General features: G+C 33.0%; 17 protein-coding genes. 8 read left to right on the top strand and 9 right to left on the bottom strand.

All coding sequences use genetic code 11. The annotated features are described in order from the left end of the window. Positions 1 to 4: 4 nt before the first annotated feature. The 5 genes from Ctaglu_RS02110 to Ctaglu_RS02090 form a co-directional block, all read right to left on the bottom strand. Positions 5 to 1,009: a type II CAAX endopeptidase family protein gene (locus tag Ctaglu_RS02110; RefSeq protein ID WP_124997585.1), complete on the bottom strand. Its 1,005-nt coding sequence runs from the start codon at positions 1,007 to 1,009 to the stop codon at positions 5 to 7. A 150-nt stretch (positions 1,010 to 1,159) separates the two neighbouring features. Beyond that, the gene (locus Ctaglu_RS02105; RefSeq protein WP_124997583.1) at positions 1,160 to 1,954 is read right to left on the bottom strand and encodes an ABC transporter ATP-binding protein; all 795 of its coding nucleotides are present in this window, start codon (positions 1,952 to 1,954) and stop codon (positions 1,160 to 1,162) included. Then, positions 1,938 to 2,831 (bottom strand): ABC transporter permease, encoded by an 894-nt coding sequence (locus tag Ctaglu_RS02100; protein WP_124997581.1) that lies wholly within the window; start codon positions 2,829 to 2,831, stop codon positions 1,938 to 1,940. Before Ctaglu_RS02100 ends, Ctaglu_RS02105 begins: the two co-directional genes overlap by 17 nt. Then, positions 2,831 to 3,841 (bottom strand): ABC transporter substrate-binding protein, encoded by a 1,011-nt coding sequence (locus tag Ctaglu_RS02095; protein ID WP_124997579.1) that lies wholly within the window; start codon positions 3,839 to 3,841, stop codon positions 2,831 to 2,833. Before Ctaglu_RS02095 ends, Ctaglu_RS02100 begins: the two co-directional genes overlap by 1 nt. A gap of 278 nt (positions 3,842 to 4,119) precedes the next feature. After that, the gene (locus Ctaglu_RS02090; RefSeq protein ID WP_124997577.1) at positions 4,120 to 4,539 is read right to left on the bottom strand and encodes a HutP family protein; all 420 of its coding nucleotides are present in this window, start codon (positions 4,537 to 4,539) and stop codon (positions 4,120 to 4,122) included. A gap of 192 nt (positions 4,540 to 4,731) precedes the next feature. Between Ctaglu_RS02090 and Ctaglu_RS24980 the strand changes: the two genes are divergently transcribed. Beyond that, positions 4,732 to 4,896: a hypothetical protein gene (locus Ctaglu_RS24980; protein WP_185732568.1), complete on the top strand. Its 165-nt coding sequence runs from the start codon at positions 4,732 to 4,734 to the stop codon at positions 4,894 to 4,896. A 196-nt stretch (positions 4,897 to 5,092) separates the two neighbouring features. Next, positions 5,093 to 5,773, top strand: coding sequence for an ABC transporter substrate-binding protein (locus tag Ctaglu_RS02085; protein ID WP_124997575.1), 681 nt, complete (start codon positions 5,093 to 5,095; stop codon positions 5,771 to 5,773). Here the strand turns inward: Ctaglu_RS02085 and Ctaglu_RS26440 are convergent. Together Ctaglu_RS26440 and Ctaglu_RS02070 are read right to left on the bottom strand one after the other, a co-directional pair. Then, complete coding sequence (locus tag Ctaglu_RS26440) at positions 5,756 to 5,974, bottom strand: hypothetical protein (protein WP_124997573.1); 219 nt, start codon at positions 5,972 to 5,974, stop codon at positions 5,756 to 5,758. The genes Ctaglu_RS02085 and Ctaglu_RS26440 overlap by 18 nt on opposite strands. 225 nt (positions 5,975 to 6,199) lie before the next feature. Continuing rightward, on the bottom strand, positions 6,200 to 6,772 hold the full coding sequence (locus Ctaglu_RS02070) for a glycerol-3-phosphate responsive antiterminator (RefSeq protein ID WP_124997569.1): 573 nt from the start codon (positions 6,770 to 6,772) through the stop codon (positions 6,200 to 6,202). A gap of 420 nt (positions 6,773 to 7,192) precedes the next feature. On the opposite strand from Ctaglu_RS02070, the gene Ctaglu_RS02065 reads away from it, so the two are divergent. From Ctaglu_RS02065 to Ctaglu_RS02045, 5 genes are all read left to right on the top strand, one after another. Beyond that, positions 7,193 to 8,632, top strand: a complete 1,440-nt coding sequence (locus Ctaglu_RS02065) for an NAD(P)/FAD-dependent oxidoreductase (RefSeq protein ID WP_124997820.1) — start codon at positions 7,193 to 7,195, stop codon at positions 8,630 to 8,632. Positions 8,633 to 8,647: 15 nt separating this feature from the next. Continuing rightward, positions 8,648 to 9,907 carry an NAD(P)/FAD-dependent oxidoreductase gene (locus Ctaglu_RS02060; RefSeq protein ID WP_124997567.1) on the top strand — a complete coding sequence of 420 codons (1,260 nt, stop codon included), beginning with the start codon at positions 8,648 to 8,650 and terminating at the stop codon, positions 9,905 to 9,907. Between the two features lie 6 nt (positions 9,908 to 9,913). Further along, complete coding sequence (locus Ctaglu_RS02055; RefSeq protein ID WP_124997564.1) at positions 9,914 to 10,279, top strand: DUF1667 domain-containing protein; 366 nt, start codon at positions 9,914 to 9,916, stop codon at positions 10,277 to 10,279. Positions 10,280 to 10,448: 169 nt separating this feature from the next. Beyond that, positions 10,449 to 11,942, top strand: coding sequence for a glycerol kinase GlpK (glpK, locus tag Ctaglu_RS02050; RefSeq protein ID WP_124997562.1), 1,494 nt, complete (start codon positions 10,449 to 10,451; stop codon positions 11,940 to 11,942). Positions 11,943 to 12,007: 65 nt separating this feature from the next. Next, positions 12,008 to 12,715: an MIP/aquaporin family protein gene (locus tag Ctaglu_RS02045; RefSeq protein WP_124997560.1), complete on the top strand. Its 708-nt coding sequence runs from the start codon at positions 12,008 to 12,010 to the stop codon at positions 12,713 to 12,715. Positions 12,716 to 12,819: 104 nt separating this feature from the next. Here Ctaglu_RS02045 and Ctaglu_RS02040 read toward each other — a convergent pair whose 3' ends face one another. Further along, entirely contained in the window at positions 12,820 to 13,473 is a 654-nt protein-coding gene (locus Ctaglu_RS02040) for a (Fe-S)-binding protein (protein ID WP_124997558.1), read from the bottom strand. Positions 13,474 to 13,494: 21 nt separating this feature from the next. After that, positions 13,495 to 13,965 carry a gamma-glutamylcyclotransferase family protein gene (locus Ctaglu_RS02035; protein WP_185732567.1) on the bottom strand — a complete coding sequence of 157 codons (471 nt, stop codon included), beginning with the start codon at positions 13,963 to 13,965 and terminating at the stop codon, positions 13,495 to 13,497. Positions 13,966 to 14,341: 376 nt separating this feature from the next. On the opposite strand from Ctaglu_RS02035, the gene Ctaglu_RS02025 reads away from it, so the two are divergent. After that, complete coding sequence (locus Ctaglu_RS02025; RefSeq protein WP_124997554.1) at positions 14,342 to 15,817, top strand: 4Fe-4S dicluster domain-containing protein; 1,476 nt, start codon at positions 14,342 to 14,344, stop codon at positions 15,815 to 15,817. The last annotated feature ends 67 nt before the right edge of the window (positions 15,818 to 15,884 follow it).

Raw genomic sequence — 15,884 nt, 5'->3', positions numbered from 1 at the left:
CTATTTATTCTTGTATATTAAATTCATTCTTATCAGCCTTATATTCTTTAGTAAATATGAAAGGTAAATAAACTATAGCAAACAATAAAATTGAAATAGCCACATCTTTTAAGGTCAATATTGCTCCATAACCCGCTCCAGCTGACAAGGAAGAATTGTTAATTATATGAATAATTATAACGGACCAAAGGTTGCCTGTTTTCATATAAACATATCCTAAAAACACTCCAATTATAGTACAATAAAAAACATGAGAAATAACGCAGAGTATAGGTGTAGCTGGACTGTATAACATAAAACATAATGGAAAATGCCAAAATCCCCAAATAAACCCTAAAATTATCACTCCTAGCTTTTTACCAAACATAACCTGAAGTCTTGGTTGTAAATATCCTCTCCATGCAAATTCTTCACCAAAAAACATAATCCAAATTAGTACAATGTTAATTGGAATTGTAATTATTGATAAGATAGTTTTTGAAATATCATTACCAGATATTGAAAATACTTGCCCCGGTAAGATTGCATATACAAGTGAAACAACTAATTTCAGTATAAAAAATATTACTGCTAATATAATTACCATTTTAAAATTCTTACCAAAAACCATATTTATTTTTTCGAAACAATTTTCTTTATTTTTTATAACCAAACTAAAAGTTACTATGCTAAATATGCTAAGCACTATTGCTTGTATAATCTCTAATTTATGCGGAAAAAGAAAGACTCCTAGTATTTGAATAGCAAATGAAATTATAAATAACCCTATATAAATTTTGTAAAATATCAATATGTTATTGTTTATTTCTTCTTTATAGTAAAACATCTTTAAAGCAATAACAACAAAAGCTGGATAAAACATTTGCACCTCTGCAAATGTTGCTAAGTTAACATTTATCATGGTTTTATGAACATAGAGCATAAAACCGCCCATAAGAAAAGTGATTAAAAATGTTATAAATAAAAATAGTGAGACTTCATCTTTTGTTTGTTTTAAATTTTCGCCCATAAAAATTCCTCCAATTTTTCTAAAACATACTATATACTATATTCTACATTAAGTATATAATTCCTTTTCATGTAAATGTACACCTAAGTATCAATAAATTTATAAACTAAAATAAGGAGATAACTTAAAGTTACCTCCTTTCCAAAATTTTTAAGAGAATGCTACTTCGTCACTTATAAAATCCACAGAACTTTTATTGTTAAATAATTCTAATAGTTTAGGTATAGTCAAATTTTTCTTTTCCTCACCACTAATATCTAGTAGTATTTCTCCAGCATGGAGCATTATTAACCTATTTCCTATATCTATAGCATAATTTAAATTGTGAGTTATCATCACTGTAGTTATATTTTTTTCACTAACAGTACTTTTAGTTAATTTTATTATATTTTCAGAAGTTTTAGGATCTAAGGCTGCTGTATGTTCATCCAGCAGCAATAAGTCTGGATTAGATATGGTTGATATAAGTAGCGACAAAGCTTGTCTTTGACCCCCAGATAACAAACCAACCTTTTTACTTAAATTATTTTCAAGGCCTAAAGATAGTCCTGATAATGATTCCTTAAATAGAGCTATTTTTTTCTTGTTAATGCCAGGAGTTAATCCAAACTTACGTCCTTTATTAGAAGCCATGGATAAGTTTTCTAATATAGACATAGAAGGGGATGTACCTAAAGTTGGATTTTGGAATACCCTACCTATAAATTTTGTTCTTTTATGTTCAGGAAGGGCTGATATATCTCTTCCATTTAAAGAAATAGATCCTCCAGTCGGTAATATTGAACCAGATATTAAATTTAAAAGGGTTGATTTTCCGGCACCGTTGCTACCTATTACAGTAATGAAATCCCCTTTATTTATATGAAGGTTAAAATTGTTGAATATTACTTTTTCATTTATTGTGCCTTTATTGAAAACTTTTTTAAGATTATTTATTTGGAGCAATTGGCACACCTCCCAAATTAACTCTTTTTAACATTTTAAAATTCAAATTAAATTTTCGCCCGTTTAAAGCCAAAGCAAATATAACAATTATACAAGTTACAAGTTTTAAATCTGTTGGTGGTAAACCTAATTTTAAAGCGAAAGATATACTACCTTTGTATAATATTGAGCCTAAAATTGCCGTAGTTGTTGGAACCCACCATGAAGCTTTTTTGAAAATAGCTTCTCCTAATATAACAGAAGCTAGCCCCATAACTATAATTCCAGTTCCCATACCTACATCAGAAAATTTTTGGTATTGGGCCATCATAGAACCTGAAACTGCTACAAGACCATTTGAAATCATAAGACCAAGTATTTTAATAGTTCCTATATCAACGCCTAGTGAAGTTACCATTTGAGGATTATCCCCTGTAGCTCTTAATATAAAACCAAGTTTTGTTTTTAAAAACAAATCTAAAGCTATCTTAACTAAAATAGCAAATAGTGCAATTATGATTACCGGGGAAATATCATTAGAAAAAATAGTGTTTTGTGAAAATAGTGGTATATTAGCTTTGCCCATTATTCTAAGATTTATAGAGTAAAGTCCAATCATAACTAGAATACCCGAAAGTAAATTTGTTATTTTAAGCTTTACATGAAGTATCCCAGTAACCCCTCCAGCCATCATACCTGAAATAAAAGCTAAAAGTAGTGATATATAAGGATTTACACCTTTTATTAGTGCAGCTGCTGTAACTGCAGCACCTAATGCAAAGGTTCCATCTACAGATAAATCAGGAAAATCTAATATTCTATAAGTTATATAAACACCTATAGCCATTATTGCAAATATAAATCCTTGTTCTAATATATTTATAATTAAGCCATCCATTACTTAGCACCACCCTTAACTAGCACTGCTTTTGACTTTAAATCACTAGGTATAGTAATCTTAAGTTTGCTTGCAACGACTTCATTTATGGTAAGTGTTGTTTCCTTTAACGTCTGCACTGGCATATCTTTTGGCTTTTTACCATTTATGATATCAACTGCCATAAGACCTGTTTGAAAACCAAGTTTGTAGTAGTCTATACCCTCTGTAGCTAGTGCACCAGCCTCAACGTGGGCTTTTTCAGCGCCTATTACAGGAATTCCTTTTTCAATGGCTTTAGAACTAATGAGAGGCATTGAAGATGCTACCAAATTATCCGTTAGTGTATATAAAGCATCAATTTTAGGAATCAATGAATTTAATGCTTGTGATATCTCATTAGAACTTGAAATCCCCACAGCTATTATTTCTAAATTCATCTTTAACCCTTTTTCTTTTGCCATATTTACTTGGATTTCTGAATTTGCTTCACTAGTATTATACAATATACCTACCTTTTTGCAGTTAGGTATTAATTTTTTCATTAACTGAAATTGTTTATCCATAGGCAATATATCACTAGTGCCTGTAACATTTGTACCTGGTTTATTTAGAGATTTTACAAGACCGGATTTTACAGGATCAGTTACAGCAGTTATAAGTATAGGAATATTTTTAGTACCGCTATATGCTGCCTGCGCGCTAGGTGTTGCTATAGCAAATATTAAATCCTTCTTTTCGGAAATGAAGTTGCTTGCAATAGTTTGAGCTGTTGGTATGTCCCCTTGGGCATTTTGAAAGTCTATCTTGATTTTTTCGCCATCTTTAAACCCCTTAGAGCTAAGGGCATCTATAAATCCTTTGCGAGTTTTGTCTAATGCTGGATGTTCTACGAGTTGACTTATTCCGATATTTATCACCTTATCAGAATTACTTTGATTTTTTGTTTTAGCAGATAAACACCCTGTTAAAACAAAGGCACCTAAAAAAGACATGCCTATTACACCTAATAATAATTTTTTTGCTACCATACTACCATCCTCCTAAAATATTTAGTTATAAAAATAAAAGCTACTATTTAATTTATAGCCAGCTTTATTTACGTATTAATTCCTACCATTTAATGCCTACCATGCTACGCTACCATTCTACATTATCTACATTACCTACATTACCTACATTACCTACATTATGTTCTTCCTCAAATTTGTTACTACTACCTCTTTAAAACTTTATAGATATAGTATAACAATATATTTGAAATGTCAATATATTTTAAAATACGAAACTTTTAAATGCTAAATCCTAATTAATAAATATCAGGTATAGAACGATGTGCAAGTCCTATTACAACTTCATTCAAATGGAGTAGTCCTATACTTAAAAATATACACACACTTATATGTTCACCAGATCTAGCTATTCCTATTTTACCGCCCACATTTAAGCCGTTTGCTTTAGATGCAATCTGCGATAAGGCTTCTTTAGTAGCACCCGCTACAGCACCCTCATGAACGTGACAATCCTTTATAAGTCCACCTCTTTTAGATGCTACAATAGCACTTTCAATTACCTTTGTAGTAAATCCCGAAAAATTACCTCCAATATCTATTGCAGTAACTATTACTCCTTTTTCTTTGTAAGCTATTATGAGCTTTTCTTCACTAGCTCTTGAACATAGGGACATTTTTACAGAAACTTTAGCAATGTCTGTACTTTTATGATCCATAAGTATCACCTCTACCTTAATATTTTTTACTTGTATTATAACATATATTATAGTAGCATCCAAAATTTAAAAACAACAAATAATTAATCTAATATAATAATTAATATTTGTTCACAATCACTGATATAATTTAGATTTAGGGTTATAGTATAGTAAATAAGCTAATACTATTAAAAAAGGAGAGGATTACAAATGACAGATAAAGAAATACAACCTAAAAATTTGAGCCCAGAGGAATCAGTAAAAATAGAAAAAGCTAAACTTGAAAAAGCAAAAAAAGAGGCAAATTTTGTGCCAGAACCATCAGATTCCGAGTTTGACATATGTGGGCCTTTAGATTGTGACAAACAACTTTAAACAATCTAAAAAAAGCAATCTCTTTACCTTAAATTTATTTCAGGTAAAGAGATTGCTTTTTTTTAAGCTTAAGTTCAATGCAACACTTTTGACACATATATCTAGCTCTATTAAATCATCATATGCGATGCTACTACATTGACAATTTTACGCACTAACCTACAACACTGCCTAGGGTTAACTACAAGAACCAACCATATACAATATAGGTGGACCTCAAGATGCACTTGACTGGAAGGCAAAACTTCAAGATTTTTCAAAAGAGCCTTGGGTAGCACAAGCTTACCCTGGAACCTTAGACGCTGTGAAAATGGATGGCAAACTTGTGGGTATGCCATTTAACCAGGAAGGATATGGACTTATTTACAATAAAGAAATATTCACAAAAGCAGGAATTGATGCTTCAAAAATTAAAACCTATGCAGATTTAGAAGCTGCATCAAAAACATTGGATTCAAAGAAAAAAGACTTAAAACTAGATGCGGTATTTGCTTTGCCTGGCAAGGAAACTTGGGTAACTGGACTCCACTTATCTAACATTGCTTTTGCAAATGAATTTCCAACAGTTTTAGATGCATTTAATGCAAAAACAACAACATTTAAACAAAATCAACCATTAAAAAAACTATTAGATCTTCAAATTAAATATGCATATAAACCAGATGGTTCTAATAAATCAATTAATAGCTTAGATTATTCAACGCAAGTTGAAAAAATGTTCTCTATGGGTAAAGTAGCAATTATTCAACAAGGAAACTGGGCTTTTGGATCAATCGATGGTATCGACCCAGAATTATCTAAAAATATTGGTATATTACCAACGCCTTTAGATGGTGTTAAAGAAGGTTGGATTTACAAATTATGTAACCGCTTTTAATGATCCAACTTTTCTTGATTCATTCAAATTTACAGCTTTATTTACTGTAGTTTCAGTAGTAGTAATAAATTGTATCGGATTTGGGCTTGCTTTACTTGTAACAACTGGAATGAAAGGTAACAATCTACTTAGAACTATATTTTTTATGCCTAACTTAATTGGTGGACTTATACTTGGATTTATTTGGCAGTTTATTTTCACACAAGTTTTTGCCGGACTTGGAAATGTCCTTCATCAGAGACACAAACATTACCACTGCGAACTTTCTTCTTCTTCTTTGGTGAATATACCAAGCAATGGCATTTAGCTCTTGCTGGGTTAACTCTCGCAATTATTCCCTATTGTTTCGTGCAAACGCGTGCACAAACTACTGAAAAATAAAAGACAAGGATTTCAAAGTAATTATACTTGAAATCCTTGCTTCCTTTACTCCTCAGATAAAGTCCATAATTCTTGTTTTGTTGTTGAAATTGCCATGGCTCCTGCACTAATTGATTCCATTATATCCTTTTTAGTTTGAATTAAGCCCCCTGCTATAATTGGTACTCGAACTTGATTTTCCATACTTTTAATAATCTTGCTTGCAACTCCTGGCATAACTTCTACAGCATCTGGCAGCACAGATTGTATATTATGTATTCCTGTTTTAAGGGAAAGTGAATCCACCACAAATATTCTCTGTATAACACAAAAATTTAATTTTTTTCCATTTTTTATATTTGTTGCTTTTGTAGTTATAATACCGTAGGGCTCTCCGCATTGCTTTATAAAAAGCAGTCCAGTATAATCCCCTTTTAATCCTTCTATCAAATCCACATGAACAAATACTACTTTGCCTGCCTCTTTAAGCCTCACACATATTTTCTTTAGACTTATTATGCTTCCATACAATACAAACACAATAAGAACACCACTATGAATTACTTTTTCTAAATCTTCTTCATTTCTTATTGCTGCAATAACCGGGTTTTCTATTAGTAATTGATCTAAGTTTTCCAATAATATATCCCCCAAAAATTTATTTTAGTTTCCATAATATAACCTAATATAATAAAACAAAATATCAAGAATACGCTACCTTAAATTATAGTTCCCTTATCTTCAACCTTATATTAATAAAATTAATTTTATCACACTGCTATTTTTCTTTCAAGTTTATTTATTTGTTATGCTTTTATACCAAATACACAAATATAATCTTTAGGTTTTAATCATAACATTCTAATTAAATCATCTATGGGAATTATATTTATATATACATTATTTGGTTTTATAATTATTTGCTCTTGCAATTGTTTAATTATTATGCTAGTATTAAATTAAATAATTTAGAGGCGAAGAGAAGAGAGCCTTGATCTATAGGTATTTTATACCTATTTTTCAAGGTTCTCTTTTTGTTTGCGTTTAGGAGGTAATATGATGTTTGATGTAACTATTATTGGTGCTGGTATTGTGGGATGCTCCATTTCAAGAGAGCTATCTAAATATAATTTGAAAACATGTGTGCTTGATAAATCTAGTGATGTGGGTTCTGGAACCTCAAAGGCAAATAGTGCTATTGTTCATGCAGGGCATGATGCAGATCCAAGTACTCTGAAGGGGAAATTAAACGCCCTAGGTAATGCAATGTATACAGACCTTGCCAAGGAATTAGATTTCCCATTTAAGAGAAATGGATCATTGGTTTTATGTTTTGACAAACAGCACCTAGGAGATCTAGAAAATTTACTTCATCAAGGACAAAAAAACGGAGTACCTGGTTTAGTTATTCTTACTGGCGATCAGGTTCGCGAAATGGAACCTAATATAACTAAAAAATGTGTTGCTGCATTATATGCTCCAACAGGTGGAATAGTTTGTCCATATGAAATGACTATTGCTATGGCAGAGAACGCATATAACAACGGTGTCAAATTTGAATTTGAAACTGGAGTCACTTCCATAGAAAAAAAATCAAATAATTATATTATAAAAACTAATAAAGGTCCCATTGAAACAAAAATAATCATAAACGCAGCTGGTTTGTTCTCGGATGAAATTAATAATATGGTAAGCGATCACAAATTTAAAATACTTCCCAAACGAGGAGAGTACGTTTTATTTGATAAAGCTGTAGGAGATTTAGTTACAAAAACAATTTTCCAACTTCCAACTAAACTTGGAAAAGGCGTTTTAGTTACACCTACTGTGGATGGCAATCTGCTCGTTGGTCCTGATGCTGTAGATGTAGAAAGCAAAGATAATCTTTGTACAACTAAGGAAGGTATTGATGATATTTTATTGAACGCAGGACTAAGCATTCAAGAGCCACTTCCTATGAATATGGTAATAACCTCTTTTGCAGGCAATAGAGCAAAAAATAGTGGAAATGATTTTATAATTGGGGAGGCAATTGATGCTAAAAACTTTATTAATGTAGCATCAATTGATTCACCAGGTTTAACTAGTGCTCCAAGCATTGCTGTAATGGTAGCTGATATAGTAATAGGAAAATTAGCACCTGAAAAAAATTCAGAATTTAATCCTATACGACAAGGTATAAGAAAATTTAGAGAAATGTCAAATGAAGAGCGAAAAGAAATAATTAAAGAAATACCTGAATACGGTAAAATTATTTGCAGGTGTGAAACCGTAACTGAAGGCGAAATTATAGATTCAATAAGAAGACCCCTTGGAGCAACAACACTTGATGGCGTTAAAAGACGTACAAGAGCTGGAATGGGGAGATGCCAATCAGGCTTTTGTGCTACAAGAGTTGTAGACATACTATCAAAAGAACTTAATATACCTCGCGACCAGGTTACAAAATCAGGTGGGAATTCTATTTTAATAACTGGCAAAAATAAAGACTTACTATAAATTGGAGGAATAAATATGCAAGAATATGATTTAGTCATAATAGGTGGCGGTCCAGCAGGACTTGCAGCTGCGGTTTCTGCAAAGGATCAAGGCATAAATAGCATTTTAATTATAGAAAGAGATGACCAATTAGGTGGTATTCTCAATCAATGTATTCATAATGGTTTCGGTCTTCATACCTTTAAAGAAGAATTAACTGGTCCTGAATATTCAAAACGATTTATTGACAAGGTTGTTAGTCTTGGCATTGAGTATAAGCTGGATACTATGGTTTTGGATGTAAATGATAATAAACAAGTTACTGCAGTAAATGCGAAAGACGGTATTCTTGAGATTAAGGCAAAAGCAATAATACTTGCAATGGGCTGTCGTGAAAGACCAAGGGGAGCTTTAAACATACCAGGCTCAAGATGTTCAGGTATTTATACAGCAGGAACAGCTCAAAAATATGTTAATGTGGAAGGCTTAATGCCAGGCAAAGAAGTAGTAATCCTTGGTTCCGGAGATATCGGACTTATAATGGCAAGAAGAATGACCCTAGAAGGAGCAAAAGTAAAAGCTTGTATAGAACTTATGCCACATTCAAGTGGACTTAAGAGGAATATTGTACAGTGCTTAGACGATTTTGATATTCCACTAAAATTAAGCCACACTATAATAAATATACATGGTGGAGATAGACTTTCTGGAGTTACAATAGCCGCAGTTGATGATAAGAGAAAGGTAATTGCTGGCACTGAGGAATATATTCCTTGCGATACATTACTCTTATCTGTTGGACTTCTACCTGAAAATGAACTTTCTAGAAAAGCAAATGTTAAACTTTCTAGAGTTACTGGAGGACCTGAGGTTGATGAAAGTATGCAGACAAGTATCTCTGGTATATTTACCTGTGGTAATGTGCTTCATGTTCACGATTTGGTAGACAATGTAACCACTGAAAGCTACACTGCCGGTAGAAATGCCGCAGATTATATAAATGGAATTCACCATGAGGGAGCTTCGATTCCAATTTTCGCAACAGGTGGTGTTAGATATACAGTACCAACGACTATCAATGCTGAAAATATCGGTAATGGAATAGATGTTAGATTTAGAGTAGGCGAGGTCTATAAAAATTCTTATATATCTGTATACTTTGATGATGCTTTAGAAATGCATTTGAAAAAGAAGATTTTGACCCCTGGCGAAATGGAAAGTGTTAAATTAACTAAAGCAGTTTTTGATAAATATAGTGAATGTACGAAGATTACTATAAAAGTAGAAAAGGAGTAGTATATTATGAGTACTAGAGAATTGACTTGCATAGGCTGTCCAGTGGGTTGTGCTCTTACAGTAGAGCTTTCTGGCAATGAAGTTATAAGTGTATCCGGCAATACCTGTAAAATCGGTGAAAACTATGGTAAGAAGGAATGTACAAATCCAACAAGAGTTGTTACATCATCTGTTTTAGTAACAAACGGAAAAAGTGCGATACTTCCTGTAAAGACTGAGAAGGATATTCCAAAGAATTTGATTTATGACTGTGTAGGAGCATTAAAAAATCTTTCAGTGAAAGCTCCCATCCATATAGGTGATGTAGTACTTAAAAACGTACTTAACACAGGCGTAAATATTATAGCAACTAAGGATATTGAAGAGGCATAATGTTCTTTATAGCATAGTACCATCAAGGTGGCAAATGGCATGTGTCAAGTTCCACCTTGGTGGCAAATTAATTATTGTTAAATTCACGGTATTAATGAGTATAATACCGTGTTTCTACAAACTTCAAGTAAACGTTTTCCAATAAATTCAAGAAGGAGTGTAAAAATTTATGGCTAAGTATGTAATGGCATTAGACCAAGGAACAACAAGTTCAAGATGCATTTTGTTTAACAAAGAAGGACTAATTGCAAGTGTAGCACAAAAAGAATTTACACAGATATTTCCAAGTGCAGGTTGGGTTGAGCATGATCCTATGGAAATTTGGGCTACTCAACTAGGTGTGGCACAAGAAGCTATGGCTAAAATCAATGTAACAGCAGAAGATATCGCCTCTATCGGTATCACAAACCAAAGAGAAACTACAGTAGTTTGGAATAAACACACTGGAGTTCCTGTATACAACGCAATAGTTTGGCAGTGCAGAAGAACAGCTGGTACTTGTGATGAATTAAAAGCAACTGGTTTTGATAAAGTGGTAAGAGAGAAAACCGGCCTTATACTTGATGCTTATTTTTCTGGAACAAAGATAAAATGGATACTTGATAACGTTAATGGTGCTAGAGACGAAGCTGAAAAAGGCAATTTAATATTTGGTACTATAGATACTTGGTTAATTTGGAAATTAACCAGAGGAGAGGTTCATGTAACAGATTATACAAACGCTTCCAGAACAATGCTATATAACATTCATAAACTTACATGGGACGATGAACTACTTAGTACTTTAGATATCCCTAAATCAATGCTTGCGCAGGTAAAACCATCAAGTTGTGTTTATGGATATACTGATAATTCAATATTTGGTTCTCCTATAGCAATAGCAGGAGCCGCAGGAGATCAACAAGCTGCTTTATTTGGACAAACCTGTTATCAAGCAGGAACAGCTAAAAACACCTATGGTACTGGTTGCTTCTTATTAATGAACACTGGTGAAAAAGCAGTTGATTCCCACAACGGTTTGCTTACAACTATAGCCTATGGTATTAATGGCAAAGTTAACTACGCTCTTGAAGGAAGTGTATTTGTTGCAGGAGCAACTATTCAATGGTTAAGAGATGAACTTCGAATGATAAAGACCGCACCTGAATCAGAAGAATATGCTACCGCTGTTGAAGATACAAACGGTGTATACATGGTTCCGGCCTTCGTCGGACTTGGCGCACCTTATTGGGATCCATATGCAAGAGGAGCCGTAGTCGGGTTAACTCGCGGCACTAAGAAAGAACACTTCATAAGAGCCGCTCTTGAATCCTTAGCTTATCAGACAAATGATGTATTAAAAGCTATGCAAGAAGATTCAGGTATTACACTTAAGGCTTTAAAAGTTGATGGTGGTGCCTGTGCTAATAACTTCTTAATGCAGTTCCAGTCAGATATATTAGATGTTCAAGTTGACAGACCAGAAGTTATTGAAACAACAGCCCTTGGTGCTGCATATTTGGCAGGACTTGCAGTTGGCTATTGGAAAGATCAAGAAGAAATCGCAAAAAACTGGGCACTTTCAAAATCCTTTGAATCAAAAATGGGAGAAGAAAAAAGAGTGGAACTTTTAAAAGGTTGGCACAAAGCTGTTGGAAGATCAATGGACTGGGAAGAAAAATAAGTTTATCATAGGGAATGTATTAATAATACTTAATATAAATATTGATAAACTAAGGGGGAAATAAGATGTCAACAAAATTATTAGCTGAATTTTTCGGTACTATGATACTTATTCTTTTAGGCGACGGTGTAGTTGCAGGAGTTGTACTAGGCAAAAGTAAATCTCAAAATGCTGGCTGGATGGTAGTTGCATCTGGTTGGGCAATGGCAGTTATGTTACCAGCCTTCATTTTTGGTGCAATAAGTGGTGCCCATTTTAACCCAGCACTTACTATAGCACTAGCGGTTGTTCATAAATTCTCATGGGCACAGGTGCCTGGTTATGTTATAGCTCAACTACTAGGCGCAATGGTTGGTGCTGTGCTAGTATGGCTTGCATACTTAGACCACTGGAAGGCAACAGATGATAAAGCAGGAAAGCTTGCAGTATTCTGTACAGGACCAGCAATTAGAAATTATTCTTCAAACTTTATAACTGAAGTTATTGGAACATTTGTATTGGTTTTTGTTATATTAGGTATAGGCGGAGTTAAAGCCGCTGATGGAATACCAACATTTGTTGTTGGTGGATTAATTTTAGGTTTAGGTCTTTCTTTAGGTGGCCCAACTGGCTATGCAATTAATCCAGCAAGGGACCTGGGACCAAGAATTGCTCATGCTCTATTACCAATAGCTGGTAAAGGAGATTCTGATTGGTCATATTCATGGGTTCCAGTAATTGCACCCATAGTTGGTGCAATCCTTGCGGCATTAGTTTGGGTAGCAGTATTTTAAAATAATAAATATAATTTAACAAAAGCTGAAGCCTCTATCAGATTGGAGGCTTCAGCTTTAATATTGTAGTATTTAGGATTGTGAATAGCTGTGGATGCAATTATTTAATGTTCATTTATAAAATCATTAATCTGCCCATGCCACTCATCTGGTTCAAAAGTACCAGGGATTGTATCCTCTCCAAATAAAAGGTCTACTAAATATCTAGGTTTCTTACCTCCTATATATATTGATTTAGAGCATGAAACACAATAAACAACAACATCAGTAGCTGGCATCTCTCCAGCACGCTTTTTCATTTTATCTTTAACTTGCTCCAGAGGAAGAACACCGTAAAAACTATCTCCACAGCAAGTACCCTTTGTTCTTGTTTTTTCTGGCTCTAACACAATGATATTCATCCTTTTCAATAACACTCTTACTGCATTATGAACCCTTTCCTGATGCCTTGTAGGACATGCATCCAGAATTGCCATTTCTTTTCCTTTATAATCTGGAAATGAAAATGTTTTACTCTCAGCTAATACCTCCCAAAGTGAAATTGTTGTTACCCCTTCATATAGTTCTCTATACCGCTTATCACAACCGGCACAAGTATTTATTATTTGTGTCCTCTTGTCCAAAGTTGGTTCATGTCTACAGCAAACTAGATATTCATCTATCTTTCCTAAATCACTATTTAAAAAATCCAGCACTTTTCTCCCTAGCTCTGGTTTGTAAATCATTAAAGCACACCCTGGTGCAAATACTTTTTTCATAATAATCTCCTAACAATCTTCTTAAATTTTTAATCCCCAAGGTTGGTTTTCATAGCAAACTTTAACTTTTCCTGAAACATCATTATTATACACATAGACATAAGCTTCTTGAGTCTCATTCTTATAATTGACTACATTAATTAATTTTTTTATATATAAACTGCCTTCTTCCTCAAGTATATCTAGTTCTCTCAATATTCTACTATCGATAATATAAAGCTGGCCTTTAACATTATCATTCTCACTGTGAATTATTCCAGGATAACTACCTAAATCGTATAGTGCAAATCCTTCTGCTATAGCATCTCCTACAAATCTAGCCTTTGACAGGTATCTTTCATGATTACTATTTCCACTCATAAGTGTTCCATAGACAAAAACCACTATTGATTCAGATAATTCATCTACAGCTTCTTTGATTTTACTAATGTATTCCTCTAAACTACTTCCTGATTGAATATTTTCTCCCCCTGTTTGAAATTCACCTACCATATTATACCCCTCCATAAATTGTTATTTTTAATTGCGTTATATAGATTATATCACTTTAAATAATCCAGTTGTGAGCAAAAAATTATAGTAGGTGTGTTGATATATGCAGTTCCTAGTTATTTTATAATAAATTATGATTTAAAAAGATATATTAACTCTAAAAAAACAATATGAATACCTCACTCTCGTGCTAATACCAAATGAAACAACTTGATAATTTATTAACATAATGATATTATTCTTATGTAATTAAAACAATTTACCTGGAGTAATATATATATATTTATGAAAACAGTAAATATACTTTGCTCCCTGTTTGAATTTTAGAATTTAGTATTTATATCACAATATTGTAAAAATAGGAGCGGCGATAAATATGAAAACTTTCGATAATGATATACAGCTTATAAAATATGAGGTAATAAGAGAAGTAGTTAAGCTTTCTATTAAAGGAACTCTAAAAAAAGAAGGTAAAAATCTATTTAAGGTACTTGTTCCAGGACCCAAAGCAAGAACCCGTTGTTGCATTCATAAAGAAAGAGCAATTATTGGTGAGAGAATAAAGCTTGTAATGGGTGGAGATAAAAAAAATAAAAATGTTGTTGAAGTAATAAATATTGCTTGTGATGAATGCCCCATACAACGATTTACTGTTACTGAAGCTTGCAGAGGTTGTCTAACCCACAAATGTGTTCAAGTATGCCCAGTTGGTGCAATTCACTCCATAAATAGACGTTCTTATATTGACACCAACAAATGTATTGAATGCGGTAAATGCAGAGATGTTTGTCCATACAATGCAATCTCTGATGTTAAAAGGCCTTGTATTAGGGCTTGTAATGCAGGTGCTTTAAGCATTGATGAAGATAAAAAAGCGGTAATTAATAATGAGAAATGTATACAATGCGGTGCTTGCGTTTATCAATGCCCTTTTGGTGCAATTATGGATAAATCTTCAGTAGTAGAGATTACTAATTTATTGCTAGCAGCAAAAGAAGATAAAAATAAACATGTATATGCCATAGTTGCACCTGCAATTTCTAGCCAATTTACTTATGCTAAAATTGGTCAAGTAGTCTCAGGAATAAAGAAAATGGGTTTTCAAGATGTCATAGAGGTAGCCCTTGGTGCAGATATGGTAGCACAAAATGAAACAAGCGAATTTTTAGAAAATATTGAGCAGCTCAAAGCTATGACAAGCTCTTGTTGCCCAGCTTTTGTGTCTTACATTAAGAAAAATTACCCAGAACTCGGTAAATATGTTTCAAACACAGTTTCACCAATGATAGCAATTTCTAAACTAATTAGAAATACAGACCCACTAGCTAAAATTGTATTTATGGGACCTTGTACGGCTAAAAAAATGGAAATAAATGAGGCCGATATAAAAGGCATTACTGATTATGCAATGACTTTTGAAGAGCTTCAGGCAATGCTTGATGCTTTTGACATAGATCTTCTAGAATGCGAAGAACTTCCCTTGAACAATGCTTCTTTCTATGGAAGAATTTTTGCTAAATCAGGTGGTCTTACAGAAGCTGTAAAACATTTAGTAGAAGCTGAAAATACTTCACTTGAGTTTACACCTATAAGTTGTGATGGCCTTATTGAATGCGATAAAGCACTAAAATTATTGAAATTCAACAGATTAAATGGTAATTTCATAGAAGGAATGGCTTGTAGTGGTGGATGTATAGGTGGGCCAGCCTCCCTTAATCATGGTCCAAAGGATAAAAAAGAAGTAGATAAATATGGGCAGTTAGCCTTAGAAAAAGATGTCAGTGATTCATTAAGAGTAATTAAATTAGATGAAATTGATTTACATCGTGGCAAAGACTTTATGTCTAAATAATAATTTATCTTTAAAATTAATATTCTATCCAATTATAAAATAATCTTTATAAAAGAGCATAAACTAA

Origin of the sequence: Clostridium tagluense (assembly GCF_003865095.1) — a bacterium.
Lineage (GTDB): Bacteria > Bacillota > Clostridia > Clostridiales > Clostridiaceae > Clostridium_AD > Clostridium_AD tagluense.
The sequence above is the reverse complement of the archived record's forward strand: the minus strand, read 5'-3'. Positions and strand labels throughout refer to the sequence as shown.

Excerpts from the sequence above, each read along its gene's own strand:
- Ctaglu_RS02110 (WP_124997585.1), bottom strand. The coding sequence starts at position 1,009 with ATGGGCGAAAATTTAAAACAAACAAAAGATGAAGTCTCACTATTTTTA.
- Ctaglu_RS02100 (WP_124997581.1), bottom strand. The coding sequence starts at position 2,831 with ATGGATGGCTTAATTATAAATATATTAGAACAAGGATTTATATTTGCA.
- Ctaglu_RS02095 (WP_124997579.1), bottom strand. The coding sequence starts at position 3,841 with ATGGTAGCAAAAAAATTATTATTAGGTGTAATAGGCATGTCTTTTTTA.
- Ctaglu_RS02090 (WP_124997577.1), bottom strand. The coding sequence starts at position 4,539 with ATGGATCATAAAAGTACAGACATTGCTAAAGTTTCTGTAAAAATGTCC.
- Ctaglu_RS24980 (WP_185732568.1), top strand. The coding sequence starts at position 4,732 with ATGACAGATAAAGAAATACAACCTAAAAATTTGAGCCCAGAGGAATCA.
- Ctaglu_RS02065 (WP_124997820.1), top strand. The coding sequence starts at position 7,193 with ATGTTTGATGTAACTATTATTGGTGCTGGTATTGTGGGATGCTCCATT.
- Ctaglu_RS02060 (WP_124997567.1), top strand. The coding sequence starts at position 8,648 with ATGCAAGAATATGATTTAGTCATAATAGGTGGCGGTCCAGCAGGACTT.
- Ctaglu_RS02055 (WP_124997564.1), top strand. The coding sequence starts at position 9,914 with ATGAGTACTAGAGAATTGACTTGCATAGGCTGTCCAGTGGGTTGTGCT.
- glpK (WP_124997562.1), top strand. The coding sequence starts at position 10,449 with ATGGCTAAGTATGTAATGGCATTAGACCAAGGAACAACAAGTTCAAGA.
- Ctaglu_RS02045 (WP_124997560.1), top strand. The coding sequence starts at position 12,008 with ATGTCAACAAAATTATTAGCTGAATTTTTCGGTACTATGATACTTATT.
- Ctaglu_RS02040 (WP_124997558.1), bottom strand. The coding sequence starts at position 13,473 with ATGAAAAAAGTATTTGCACCAGGGTGTGCTTTAATGATTTACAAACCA.
- Ctaglu_RS02035 (WP_185732567.1), bottom strand. The coding sequence starts at position 13,965 with ATGGTAGGTGAATTTCAAACAGGGGGAGAAAATATTCAATCAGGAAGT.
- Ctaglu_RS02025 (WP_124997554.1), top strand. The coding sequence starts at position 14,342 with ATGAAAACTTTCGATAATGATATACAGCTTATAAAATATGAGGTAATA.